Raw genomic sequence first — 12,636 nt, forward strand, 5'->3', positions numbered from 1 at the left:
TTGTTGGATAGATAAGAACGAATGAAGAGAGGTACAGCATGATTAGTATGTCACTAAGATCATTTAAAATCCAATCGTATTATATACTAGGTATTTTGTTACTAGGTTGGATGTTAACACCGTTTTCAGCACACTTTTTAGGCGCTGGAATTGGGCTTATTGTAAGTATGTATTGCGTTTGGCTTCTAGGGAGAAGAATTGAGAAGCTTGGAGATAGTATTGTAAAGAAGACGAAAGCACCGACACTCGGTATGTTTAACCGTTTTGCAGCTGCCATTTTGGGTGCTATTATTATGTACGAAATTGAGCACCACATGGTTATGTGGGCATTTGCAGTAGGGATTATGGGTGGTTATTTCTTAATCGTTGTGAATTTAGGATACTATAGCATGAAAGATGAGAAAGAACTAACAAAGAGCTAAAAGAGATAAAAAGATAAAAGACTTCTTTTTAGATGGAATAGATGATCCAGCCACGAATAGAAGCGGTCAGGGCCTTTTTTAACCCCATACGATGTGAAACTCGAGAGATGTAGCGAGTAGTGATATAATGTATATATTCGAAGCTGTAATTTTATAATCTAAGTCACAGATGAAGAGATTAGCGTTTCACTTTATATAAGATATAGAAAGAAGCTTGCGTTTTCACGTAAGCTTCTTTTTTATGTAAGTGTGTGTAACCGTTAAGCCGCATTGGGTTTTGTCGGTGAGTACGCGAAACTTTACGGTTACACGACACTTATTCATATGAGTAAAGGGTCATTCCAACAGAAAGTTTTAATTTAAGCGATTGGACCGCCTAAGTTAATAATATCTTCAGAAACGCTTTCGAACTTTTTGAAGTTCTCTTTGAATTCATTTGCAAGCTCGATTGCTTTTGCTTTGTAAGCAGCTTTATCAGCCCAAGTTTGTTCAGGCATTAACACTTCGTCAGGTACACCTGGTACGTGAAGTGGAACTTCAAGACCGAAGATGTCATGTTTAGCTGTTTCAGTTTTTGCAAGTTCGCCGCTTAATGCTGCTTGAATCATTGCACGAGTATAACCTAAGTTCATACGTTTACCAACGCCGTATTCGCCGCCAGTCCAGCCAGTATTTACTAGGAATACTTTTGCATCGTGTTTCTCGATTTTTTCACCAAGCATTTCAGCGTAGCGAGATGCATCAAGTGGTAAGAATGGTGAACCGAAGCAAGTTGAGAATGTAGCTTGCGGAGATGTAACGCCGCGCTCTGTTCCTGCTAGTTTACTAGTGTAACCACTTAAGAAATGATACATAGCTTGCTCTTTTGATAACTTACTGATTGGAGGCAATACGCCAGATGCATCAGCAGTTAAGAAAATGATTGTATTTGGGTGTCCAGCAACACTTGGTAGTACGATATTGTCGATCGCATGCATAGGGTATGCAGCACGAGTATTTTCTGTTAAAGTAGTATCGTTGTAGTCTGCGATACGCGTTTGGTTATTAATGATAACGTTTTCTAAAACAGATCCAAATTTGATTGCATCGAAAATTTGTGGTTCTTTCTCGTGAGAAAGGTTTACACATTTTGCATAGCAACCGCCTTCAATATTGAATACACCGTTATCAGACCAACCGTGCTCATCATCACCGATTAATTTACGGTTCGGATCAGCAGATAAAGTTGTTTTACCTGTTCCAGATAAACCGAAGAATAGTGCTACGTCACCTTCTTCACCTACGTTTGCAGAGCAATGCATAGAAAGAATATCTTGTTCAGGTAGTAAGAAGTTCATAATAGAGAAGATTGATTTTTTCATTTCTCCAGCGTATTCTGTACCACCAATTAGTACAATACGTTTTTCGAATGAAACCATAATGAATGCTTCAGAGTTTGTACCGTCAACAGCTGGATCAGCTTTGAAGTTCGGTGCAGAAACAATTGTGAACCCTGACTCATGAGTTGTTAATTCTTCTTCAGTTGGACGAATGAATAATTGATGTACAAATAAATTGTGCCATGCATATTCATTAATAACTTGAATTGGTAGGCGGTAATTGCGGTCAGCGCCTGCAAATCCTTTGAAGACGAATAACTCTTCTTTTTCTTTTAAGTATTCTAAAACTTTAGTATATAATTTATTAAAATGTTCTTCAGAAATCGGTTGGTTCACAGCTCCCCAAGCAATTTTGTCAGCAACCGATGCTTCTTTCACAATAAATTTATCTTTAGGAGAACGTCCTGTATATTTTCCTGTTGAAGCAGAAACGGCACCAGTAGAAGTTAATTTCCCTTCATTTCGCATTAATACTTTTTCCACTAATTGCGGAACACTTAGTTGAATCTGTGCATTGCTTCCGTTCAATAATTCGTGTAAACCAATTTGGACATTCACAGTACTCATATTTATATACCATCCTTTTCATTTAATGAAATATTTCTCGTAATCCCCAACAAGAGTATAACACAATTATATAAATAATGTATACTATTTATTTCTTTTTGTTTGTGTGAATGCATTATTTCCCTATTAATATTTCATTTCAGGCGTATTGAGAAAAACTTTCAGGAAAATGTGAATATTAATTGACAAATGAATATCATTTCTTTAGTATAGGTTGGGACGGATACTCTCTTATCCCGAGCTGGCGGAGGGACAGGCCCGATGAAGCCCAGCAACCTCACTTGTATTGATAAATGCAGGTGAATAGGTGCTAAAACCTGTGCGAGGCTACAGGTCTCGAACGATAAGAGCGAAGGGCAAAAAGCAGTATGCAAGTAGCAAATTAAACCTTTCCTCTATGTAAAGTAGGAAAGGTTTTTCTGTATGCTTGTGTGGGAGAATAAATGTATGTCGCAGTTTGTGGCAAATTAAGGATGAGTTCCGTACAATATATACAATTACTGTAGGGAGGTTTACCACATGACAAAAAAACGTCATCTGTTCACATCTGAGTCTGTAACTGAAGGACATCCAGATAAAATTTGTGACCAAATTTCTGATTCAATTTTAGATGCGATCTTATCAAAAGACGCAAATGCACGTGTAGCTTGTGAAACAACTGTAACAACTGGTTTAGTATTGGTAGCGGGGGAAATTACGACTTCTACTTACGTAGATATTCCGAAAATCGTTCGTGAAACAATTCAAGGCATTGGTTACACACGCGCAAAATACGGATTCGATGCAGAAACTTGTGCTGTTTTAACATCTATCGATGAGCAGTCTGCTGACATCGCTATGGGTGTTGACCAAGCGCTAGAAGCACGCGAAGGTCAAATGACTGACGCTGAGATTGAGGCAATTGGTGCAGGAGACCAAGGTTTAATGTTTGGTTTTGCATGTAATGAAACACAAGAATTAATGCCACTTCCAATCTCGCTTGCTCACAAATTAGCTCGCCGTTTAACTGAAGTACGTAAAGATGATACATTATCATACTTACGTCCAGATGGAAAAACGCAAGTTACAGTTGAGTATGATGAAAATGGTAAACCAGTACGTGTTGATACTATCGTAATTTCTACACAACATCACCCAGATGTTACATGGGAAGAAATCGATCGCGACTTAAAAGAGCACGTAATTAAAGCTGTAGTACCAGCAGAATTAATGGATGGAGAAACAAAATTCTTCATTAATCCAACTGGCCGCTTCGTAATTGGTGGACCACAAGGTGATGCTGGTTTAACAGGACGTAAAATCATCGTTGATACTTACGGTGGATACGCTCGCCACGGTGGCGGTGCATTCTCTGGTAAAGATGCAACAAAAGTTGACCGTTCTGCAGCATATGCAGCTCGTTATGTTGCGAAAAACATCGTAGCAGCTGGTCTTGCTGACAAAGCAGAAGTACAACTTGCATACGCAATCGGTGTAGCACAACCAGTATCAATTTCAGTTGATACATTCGGCACAGGTAAAGTATCTGAAGACGTATTAGTAGAACTAGTTCGTAACAACTTCGATCTTCGCCCAGCTGGTATTATTAAAATGCTAGACTTACGTCGCCCAATTTACAAACAAACAGCAGCTTACGGCCACTTCGGACGTACTGATGTAGATCTATCATGGGAACGTACAGACAAAGCTGCAGCTTTAAAAGAGCAAGCTGGTCTATAATATATGAAAAAAAGCTTTGCGCGGTGAGCGCAAAGCTTTTTTTATTTTGTTTTACTTACAATTTGAATACATGAACTACAATATACTCCTCCATCTAGCTCAATATATTTTTTCATATTAGTCATGCCACTTGTTGGAAATGGCATATGAATCCAAGCCTTTTCATACGTTTGTATTTCCTTTTTACATGATTTACAAAGGGTGGGTTTCTTCTGGAACATATGTAATCAACCGTTCATTTGACGTGCTTTACCTGCGCAAAAGGCACTGCTTAGTAAAAATAGTGTGGCGAATATAATGCTTACTAATGTAGCGTATGGAATTGCGCCTTTTAAGGAAAAGCCGACAGTGATTGAAGCGATGAATAAGAGGATAAATGTTGTTGTTAATTTTTTATATAGTTCCATAATATGTAGACCTCCAATTTAATTTTTAGTACAAGTTTTAAAATTGAATTCTATTATGTAGAAAATATAAGGAGTAGCTAAAGATGTGTAGTCTAGGAGTATAAGAAAGTGTACTTTCCTTTTTGTGGGTTAGTATACTTATATTGTATCATGGCGCATGATTGGCTTCATACATAATTGTGTAAAGATATGTATGATAAAATGAAGAAAAGTCTTTAAGAAAGGAAAGATAAAAAATGAGTGTAACTGAACATAAAAAACAAGCTCCAAAAGAAGTGCGTTGCAAGATTGTTACGATTTCCGATACACGTACGGAGGAAACGGATAAGAGCGGACAACTATTACATGAATTGTTAAAAGAAGCGGGCCATACAGTGACCTCTTATGAAATTGTAAAAGATGATAAAGAAAGTATTCAGCAAGCAGTGTTAGCTGGTTATCATAAGGAAGATGTAGATGTTGTATTAACAAATGGCGGTACTGGTATTACGAAACGCGATGTCACAATTGAAGCAGTATCAGCGTTATTAGATAAAGAAATTGTTGGATTTGGTGAGCTGTTCCGTATGATTAGTTATTTAGAAGACATCGGAAGCAGCGCAATGTTAAGTAGAGCGATCGGCGGTACAATTGGGCGCAAAGTAGTTTTCTCGATGCCAGGATCGAGCGGAGCAGTTCGCCTTGCGATGAATAAATTAATTTTACCGGAATTAGGCCATATTACATTTGAGCTGCATCGCCAATGAGTAAGTGGGCTGGAATTGTATTAGCAGGTGGTATGTCGAGTAGATTCGGTGAGCCGAAAGCGTTAGCAATTTGGAAGGGAACTACTTTTGTTGAGCATATTGTGAAAGTGATGGGAAATACCTTGCAAGACATTGTAGTAATCAGCCATACTGATATAAAAGAGCGAGTAGAGCAATTCGTACAAGTTCCTGTTATAGAAGACATTCCGCACTATAAAGGAAATGGACCGCTTGCCGGTATTGTATCAGGTATGGAATACATAGAAGCAGATTGGTACGCTATTATGCCTTGCGATGCACCAAACGTTTCGCATGAATGGTTTGCCATTTTACTAGAGCAAACGAGCAATGAATATGATGCGGTTGTACCTATTATTAATGGAAGAAAACAACCGCTACTTGCGGCGTATCATAACCGCGTGAAAGAAAAGATTTATGCTTTACTTCAGGAAGAAAAAAGAAGTATGGGCCAGCTTTTATCACAATGTAATGTGAAGTATGTTTCTGGAGAAGATGTACAAGCGAATGCGGATTGGTTTATAAATGTAAATACGAAAGAAGAATATGTGCAGGCTCAAAAAGACCTTTCAAATGAATGAAAGGTTTTTTGATATACAGAATTGGGGAACAATTGCTGTATAAAGGTATGTGAGTAAGTTGATTTTAAGGGGAATTCTTAAAATCATTATACAGTTTAAAATACTGTATAACCATATATTAATTTTTATGGGTTTTTATTACAAGTCTGTTTAGTTATGTTTATTTTTGATATAATTAATATAGAAATAAAACAATGTTTAACCTTATGTATCATTTATTAAACTAAAATTTATGACCATGTAATAAACTCCCTTCGTTTTTTGAAGGGAGTTTTTCTATTTAAGCAAGCAACTCTGATGCGTTATGCTGCAGGACTTCTTCATATTGGTTAAGCAAACCGCGAAAGATCTCATCCCAGCTCTTTGATTTCGCAAAAGATGAAGCTGCTATTCCCATCTGCTCAAGTTTTTCTTCATTTTGTAATAAAAAATAAATGGATGATAGAAATGCATCTTCATTTTTAGGCGGACAAAGAACTCCCGTTTTTCCATCTGTAATAATATTTTTAACCCCGCCACTATTTGCACCAATGACAGGTGTACCGCATGCGAGTGATTCAAGTACGGCATTTCCGAATGTTTCAGTAGCTGATGGAAACACCATTATGTTAGAACAAGCATATGCTTCAGCTAAATCTGCACTTTGTAAATAGCCAGTAAAAGTGATATTTGTTTTCGGAACAGCTTCACGTAAACTTGTTGCTAGAGGACCGTCTCCTGCGATGAGCCAATGAATATCGTTTCGAGTATGTGCTGTTTTAACGATAAGGTATTGCAGTGTATCAATATCTTTTTCAGGAGCAATTCGTCCAACATAGGAAAGGACATACTTCGCTGTAATATTATATTTTTTTCGGAATAGGTCTGTATTGTAAGCAGGATGAAAGAGTGTGCAATCTACACCACGTCCCCATATAGAGAGGGTCTGAAAGCCTTTGTTTTTTAATTGATGTAATGTTTCAAAGGAAGGTACAAAATTTTTTTGCATATGACTATGAAACCATTTTAAATAGTTCCACAGCATATTGGAGAGGAATTCGATTTTGTAATAACGTAAATAGGCATCGAAATCAGTATGATAAGAACCGACAACTGGGATGTTTAACTTTTTTGCATAATACAATCCACAAAGTCCCATGTTGAAAGGTGTGGCAATGTGAATAATGTCAGGTTTAAAGGAAAGTAGTTCCCGTTTAATGCGCGGAGTAGGAAAAGAAAAACGACATTCTGGATATAATATTGTTAACGGGATACTTCTCATCTTATTCACATTCGCTACAAAATTATCTTCAGCTGTATGCTGAGGGGCGAAAACAGAATAGGCGATCTGTTCTTTCTGAAAATATTGTGTTAATCGCTCTAACGTTTTCGCAACCCCATTAATTTGTGGCGTAAAAGTATCGGTAAAAATGGCGACTCTCATCATATCACTCCTTTATGTGAAAAGTGGGATGAATTGATAAAAAGAGATGATGCCAGAGCAAGTGCCAAGGCACATACCGACGAATACATCTGACGGATAGTGAAGCCCTAAATAAATACGTGAAATACCGACGCATAATGCTAACGGTAATAGGAAAGCAAGTAAGCTTGGATTATAGCAAATAAATGGAATGAAGACAGAGAAAACGGCTGTTGTATGACCAGACGGGAAAGAGTGGTCTTTTAATGGATGGACTGGATATTTTGCATCCTGAATTGTTAAATAAGGACGTTTTCGCGGATACCACCTTTTTAATATTTGCACAGGAATATGGCTAATTGCTAACGAAATAGCAGTTGCAATTGCAGCTTGATGCAAAGTTCCCTTTGCGAAAATTAAAAAGAAAAGTGTGAGTGCGATGGAGAAAGTCGCGCCACCGATATGAGTAATATTGCTGAAAAAGATATTTAATGTTTTTTGATCAAAGTAGCGGTTAATTCCTCTGAAAATGTAACATTCTATTTTATATAATCCACTGACCTTCATGAAAATTCTCCTCCCTCATCTACATATATATGGAGATATTAGCTTTTATTTTAATAAGATTTTGTTGAGGGAGTAATAATGTTTTGTAAAGAAAAAGTTAGATTTTATATAAAAAAAGCTGCCAATCTTATGGCAGCGGAAATTTACTTCTGTAATGATTTATAATATTGACCTTTTTCAACGTATTGCGTGCGAATACGCTCCATATCTTTACGGTCTTCTTCTGTTAATTCACGAATGACTTTCGCGGGACGACCGAAAGCTAACGTGTTCGGCGGAATTTTCTTTCCTTGTGAAACGAGGCTTCCAGCGCCGATAAAAGCTCCTTCGCCAATTTCAGCACCATCTAATATAATAGATCCCATTCCAATTAAAGCATCTTTCTTAATATGGCAACTATGTAAAATGACTTGATGCCCAATTGTTACGTCGTTTTCTAAAATAAGAGGATACTGCGGGCTTTGGTGAAGTGTACATTGGTCTTGTACATTTACTCGGTCTCCAATGATTGTCGGTGACACATCACCACGGATGACTGTATTAAACCAAATACTTGATTCCTCGCCAACGGAAACATCGCCTGTAATCGTAACATAGTCAGCGATAAAAGCACTACTCGCAATTTTCGGTTTTTTTTCTTTGTAAGGATATATCATGTAAAGTCTTCCTTTCCTAGAGACTAGTTTTAGTGTATCAAATTATGAGAAAGAGTGAAATGGAGGAGAGCCGTATGTGGAATTATGAAGCGGAGGAAGCAAAAGCTGTCATTGTTATTGTGCACGGCGCAATGGAATATCACGGACGTTACGAAGCAGTTGCGGAAATGTGGAATCATATCGGCTACCACGTCGTGATGGGGGATCTTCCGTCACATGGAACGACTTCAAGAAATAGAGGACATATTGATTCATTTGATGAATACATAGAGGAAGTTAAATTATGGGTGAAAGAAGCAAGAAAGTATAGGTTACCTATTTTTCTATTCGGTCATAGTATGGGTGGTCTTATTGTCATTCGTATGATGCAAGAAACGAAGAGAGAAGATGTAGAAGGTATTATTTTGAGTTCGCCTTGTTTAGGGGTAGTGACTGGACCCTCTGCTCCGCTTCAATTTGCTTCAAGAATATTAAATGTTGTGGCTCCAAAATTGCAATTTGCAACGAATCTTACGGTGGAAATGTCAACACGTAACCATGAAGTGAGAGATGCAATGGAGAATGATTCTTTGTTCTTGCGCAAAGTATCAGTACGTTGGTATAGTGAATTGATTAAGTCTATCGAAATTGCTCATAAAAAAATAGATGATTTTCCAGATGTTCCGCTCTTGCTAATGCAAGCTTGTGAGGATAAACTTGTAGATAAAACACGTGTCCGCACTTGGTTTGATAATGTTAAAATAAGTGATAAGGCTTTTAAAGAATGGCGGAATTGTTATCACGAGCTATTAAATGAGTATGAGCGTGATGAAATTTTGAGTTATATTCAGTCATTTACTGAAATGCATGTCAATAATATAGTAAAAACAAACAAATAAATCATTATTTGTACATTTAATAGAGGAGATGAAGGAAGAAGTGAACGTACCGAGTAATCCCATAACGCTCATGGCGAAAGTATACCGTGATGTGTTTCCGGTTGTACACCATGAGCTAGCGATGTGGAAAGAGCGTGCCTACCATATTCCGAATGATGAGCTTCATAGTCAGGCAATCGCAAGTATTGAGCATAAAACGTTTCATTGTGAGGGCGGTGGCATTTTAGCTCTGCTAGCAAATGAACACCGAGAAGAATGTATTCGTTTTATCGTAGCGTATCAAACGATCAGCGACTATTTAGATAATTTATGTGATCGCAGTACATCACTTGATCCAAATGATTTTGCCGCACTGCATGAATCGATGTTAATGGCATTATCACCTGAAGTAGAAGGTGGCGGTAATTATTATCGTTATCGTGATGATCAAGATGATGGTGGTTATTTAGATGAACTTGTTGAAACATGCCAAGATGTTTTAAAGAAAACGAAGCACTATGACAAAATTGCTCCTGTTCTGCATGAACTTGCTTGTTATTATTGTGATTTGCAAATTCATAAACACGTGAAGTTAGAAGAAAGAGAGCCGCGCCTGAAAACTTGGTTTGAAGCACATAAAGAAAACTTACCTGAGATGAGTTGGTTTGAATTTTCAGCATGTGCCGGTTCTACACTTGGAATTTTCTGTCTTGTAGCATATGCATTTCATGATGAATTACATGATGAAGATATTGCGAAAATTAGACAAGGGTACTTCCCTTACGTACAAGGACTTCATATCTTACTTGATTATTTCATCGATCAAGAAGAAGACCGCATAGGCGGGGATTTGAATTTCTGTAGTTATTATGAAAACGAGCAAGCTATATTAGATCGTATGAAACACTTTGTAGAAGAAGCAGAGAAGAGCATTGGTGATTTGCCTCATGCGAAGTTTCATCGTCTCATAAGCCGAGGATTACTTGGTATTTATTTATCAGATCAAAAAGTATCAGCACAAAAGAATATGCACAAAATGGCACGGCGCATTGTAAAATACGGAGGCCTCACTTCACGATTCTTCTATTGGAACGGGAAGATGTACCGAAAGAAAATGGCGCAGTGACGAAGAAAACCACTCATGTAGAGTGGTTTTCTTTTCATTATGATCGTATTTTTGAAAATACATATATAAGAAGTTCAATTGCGAAAATAACTAAAACAGATAGTCCGAATAAAGGCATGACAGCGCCTAGTATAACCATCAGGATAAAGAAAACGAGTACGCTTTTCTTATCTCTTTGCTTTGGAGGTGCTGCTAATTTTCCTTTCGGCTTTCTTGCTAACCACATTTTTACTCCGTAATAAATAAGAAGTAGTAGAGATAATGTCGTTAGTAAGCATAATATTTTATTTGGCCATCCAAATAAATGTCCTTCGTGAAGTGGGATACCGTAAGTGAACCATTGTGCAAGTAATCCATAATCACGATAGTCCGTTTTTGAAATGAGTTTCCCGCTATATTGATCAAAGTAAGCTGTTATCTCTTCATTTGGTGCAACATGCATACCTGTAATACCAGAACCGCTCGATTTCGAAATAGTAAATACACCTTTCGTATCAGCTGGTAGTGAGATCACATATGGCTTCTTTATTTCAATTCCTTTTTGTAATTCATCGATAGAAATTGCTTTCGGTTCATTTGAATTCGATTCAGGTGGAGCTTCTTTTCTTGTTGCCCACGGCAATTCTTTTACCTTTGATTCAGGCGGTGCCATGTACAATTTTGGATATCCCAGTGATTCATTAGAAGATGCAATTTTATAAATTTGGTTCCCCATAAATCCTGACCACGGCAATCCAGATGCGACTAGCAGAAAGAGAGGAATTGTAAATATAATACCGATAATAGAATGACGTCTTTTTGCTTTTTCTCGCTTATTGGATGATGGTGTATTTTTGAATTGGCGTATACTCATGTACAATCCGGTTACGATTAAAAAGATTGTCCAGCATGCCGCAAGTTCTACAGTATAGTTGACGACAGTGCCACCAACTAAAAGAGAACTATGTAATTCCCGCATGATATTGGCAAACGTTTCACTTGCGTTTTGATCCCCAACAATTTGATTATTACTATCTAAATACACATATTTTTGTTGCCCAGTATACTCATTTGCAATCGTAAGTCTTGTATTATAATCCCCATTAAATTCACTAATTTTCGCCACGCTATAATGGGGATATTTTTTCTCTGTTAAGAGAAGCGAATCAGCCATCGAAATAGACTCTGTTTGGGCACTCTTCCCAAAATATAAATCTTTATAGATGAAATCTTCAACCTCTTCCCGAAATAAATACCCAATTCCGCTCAGTGACAAAGTAATAAGAAGCGGTGTAATAAAAAGCCCTGCATAAAAATGCCAACGCCAAAAAATGTAATGAAGCGAACGATTTACTTTCATACTTTCAGTTCCCCTAACCTTCCCTATATGAATAACTACTTATTTAATATAGCGAGATTAAGTGTGGATACTTTGAAAGAATTGTGAAGAATGTTAAAAGTTTTTAGGGGTTTCAACAAACATAAAACACATTTCAAAAGGAAGGTGTTCAATGTTTATAAATGTTTCTTCTTATTTGATAAATACATTTCAACAACCGCATCAGCAAGACATTGAGCAGAATCAACAAAATCCTCATCCGCCACAACGTTCAAATCAGTACATGCGATAATAGCGGTATCTACTTCAGCTTTTAACTGTACAACGAGCACACTCCATAATTTTCGAGCTTCTTCAATTTCTCCGCCTTTAATACAAGTAATAATTTGATTAATGCTTTCCTGCCATTGTTCGTTATGAATGTACTCTATATTACGCTTTGCAATCCCGTCTTGATAAATACCAGCTTGGATTGTCGCTTCTGTTGCGAGAAGCGTGACTCTTTTTATATTTTCAGGAATTGTTTGTAACGTCTCATCGACGATATTTAAAATCGGAATGGAAAGAGAATGTTGTAATTCCTCAAAATAAAGATGCGCCGTATTGCACGGCATAGCAATAAATTCTACGCCAGTACTTTCAAGTTTTTGTGCTCCTTCAATAATCGCTTTTTTCATCGCTTCGTGATCAATAGGGCGATCCATGTAAAACGGTGTTGGGCACGAATAGATCATCATATGAGGAAAGTCCATATCATGTTTTGCTCCGTATATTGTTTGACACTTTGCTACAACTGTATCGACGAATGGCCCAGTCGATTTTGGTCCCATTCCTGCTAGTATTCCGATCATTGTTTTGTCTCCTTTAATAT

Annotated in this window: 14 protein-coding genes and 1 riboswitch; of the genes, 6 read left to right on the forward strand and 8 right to left on the reverse strand. The window is 37.4% G+C overall.

All coding sequences use genetic code 11. The annotated features are described in order from the left end of the window. Window positions 1-38: 38 nt before the first annotated feature. The gene (locus C4S65_RS00765) at window positions 39-422 is read left to right on the forward strand and encodes an ATP synthase subunit I (protein WP_000624926.1); all 384 of its coding nucleotides are present in this window, start codon (window positions 39-41) and stop codon (window positions 420-422) included. A gap of 359 nt (window positions 423-781) precedes the next feature. Here the strand turns inward: C4S65_RS00765 and pckA are convergent, their stop codons facing one another. Further along, on the reverse strand, window positions 782-2,368 hold the full coding sequence (pckA, locus tag C4S65_RS00770; RefSeq protein WP_000108813.1) for a phosphoenolpyruvate carboxykinase (ATP): 1,587 nt from the start codon (window positions 2,366-2,368) through the stop codon (window positions 782-784). A 228-nt stretch (window positions 2,369-2,596) separates the two neighbouring features. Next, a riboswitch (SAM riboswitch) is annotated at window positions 2,597-2,718 on the forward strand. 169 nt (window positions 2,719-2,887) lie between these two features. On the opposite strand from pckA, the gene metK reads away from it, so the two are divergent. After that, window positions 2,888-4,087 carry a methionine adenosyltransferase gene (gene metK, locus C4S65_RS00780; RefSeq protein WP_000163117.1) on the forward strand — a complete coding sequence of 400 codons (1,200 nt, stop codon included), beginning with the start codon at window positions 2,888-2,890 and terminating at the stop codon, window positions 4,085-4,087. Between the two features lie 41 nt (window positions 4,088-4,128). On the opposite strand, the gene C4S65_RS00785 is transcribed toward metK, so the two are convergent. Both C4S65_RS00785 and C4S65_RS00790 read right to left on the reverse strand, forming a co-directional pair. Continuing rightward, window positions 4,129-4,308: a hypothetical protein gene (locus C4S65_RS00785; protein ID WP_098838562.1), complete on the reverse strand. Its 180-nt coding sequence runs from the start codon at window positions 4,306-4,308 to the stop codon at window positions 4,129-4,131. Between the two features lie 6 nt (window positions 4,309-4,314). Continuing rightward, window positions 4,315-4,494, reverse strand: coding sequence for a hypothetical protein (locus C4S65_RS00790; RefSeq protein ID WP_000424798.1), 180 nt, complete (start codon window positions 4,492-4,494; stop codon window positions 4,315-4,317). Between the two features lie 236 nt (window positions 4,495-4,730). Between C4S65_RS00790 and C4S65_RS00795 the strand changes: the two genes are divergently transcribed. Together C4S65_RS00795 and C4S65_RS00800 are read left to right on the forward strand one after the other, a co-directional pair. After that, window positions 4,731-5,240 carry a molybdenum cofactor biosynthesis protein B gene (locus C4S65_RS00795; RefSeq protein ID WP_000117130.1) on the forward strand — a complete coding sequence of 170 codons (510 nt, stop codon included), beginning with the start codon at window positions 4,731-4,733 and terminating at the stop codon, window positions 5,238-5,240. Further along, window positions 5,237-5,839, forward strand: coding sequence for a molybdenum cofactor guanylyltransferase (locus C4S65_RS00800; RefSeq protein WP_086405791.1), 603 nt, complete (start codon window positions 5,237-5,239; stop codon window positions 5,837-5,839). Before C4S65_RS00795 ends, C4S65_RS00800 begins: the two co-directional genes overlap by 4 nt. A gap of 280 nt (window positions 5,840-6,119) precedes the next feature. Here C4S65_RS00800 and C4S65_RS00805 read toward each other — a convergent pair whose 3' ends face one another. The 3 genes from C4S65_RS00805 to C4S65_RS00815 all read right to left on the reverse strand — a co-directional run bounded on the left by C4S65_RS00805 (window position 6,120) and on the right by C4S65_RS00815 (window position 8,464). Further along, window positions 6,120-7,262 carry a glycosyltransferase family 1 protein gene (locus tag C4S65_RS00805; protein ID WP_103945090.1) on the reverse strand — a complete coding sequence of 381 codons (1,143 nt, stop codon included), beginning with the start codon at window positions 7,260-7,262 and terminating at the stop codon, window positions 6,120-6,122. 12 nt (window positions 7,263-7,274) lie between these two features. Beyond that, on the reverse strand, window positions 7,275-7,808 hold the full coding sequence (locus C4S65_RS00810; protein ID WP_000868592.1) for a phosphatase PAP2 family protein: 534 nt from the start codon (window positions 7,806-7,808) through the stop codon (window positions 7,275-7,277). Between the two features lie 143 nt (window positions 7,809-7,951). After that, on the reverse strand, window positions 7,952-8,464 hold the full coding sequence (locus tag C4S65_RS00815; protein WP_000640186.1) for a gamma carbonic anhydrase family protein: 513 nt from the start codon (window positions 8,462-8,464) through the stop codon (window positions 7,952-7,954). Between the two features lie 74 nt (window positions 8,465-8,538). Here C4S65_RS00815 and C4S65_RS00820 point away from each other — a divergent pair, with 74 nt between their 5' ends. Further along, the gene (locus tag C4S65_RS00820; RefSeq protein WP_142391517.1) at window positions 8,539-9,342 is read left to right on the forward strand and encodes an alpha/beta hydrolase; all 804 of its coding nucleotides are present in this window, start codon (window positions 8,539-8,541) and stop codon (window positions 9,340-9,342) included. A 40-nt stretch (window positions 9,343-9,382) separates the two neighbouring features. Beyond that, a complete protein-coding gene (locus C4S65_RS00825; RefSeq protein WP_061667136.1) occupies window positions 9,383-10,447 on the forward strand; it encodes a tetraprenyl-beta-curcumene synthase family protein in 1,065 nt (354 codons plus the stop codon). A gap of 37 nt (window positions 10,448-10,484) precedes the next feature. Here the strand turns inward: C4S65_RS00825 and C4S65_RS00830 are convergent, their stop codons facing one another. Together C4S65_RS00830 and C4S65_RS00840 are read right to left on the reverse strand one after the other, a co-directional pair. Beyond that, window positions 10,485-11,786, reverse strand: coding sequence for a PepSY domain-containing protein (locus C4S65_RS00830; protein ID WP_000867819.1), 1,302 nt, complete (start codon window positions 11,784-11,786; stop codon window positions 10,485-10,487). Window positions 11,787-11,941: 155 nt separating this feature from the next. Beyond that, entirely contained in the window at window positions 11,942-12,616 is a 675-nt protein-coding gene (locus C4S65_RS00840; RefSeq protein WP_061667137.1) for an amino acid racemase, read from the reverse strand. Window positions 12,617-12,636 lie beyond the last annotated feature (20 nt).

It is taken from the genome of Bacillus sp. ok061, assembly GCF_900108285.1.
GTDB lineage: Bacteria > Bacillota > Bacilli > Bacillales > Bacillaceae_G > Bacillus_A > Bacillus_A thuringiensis_S.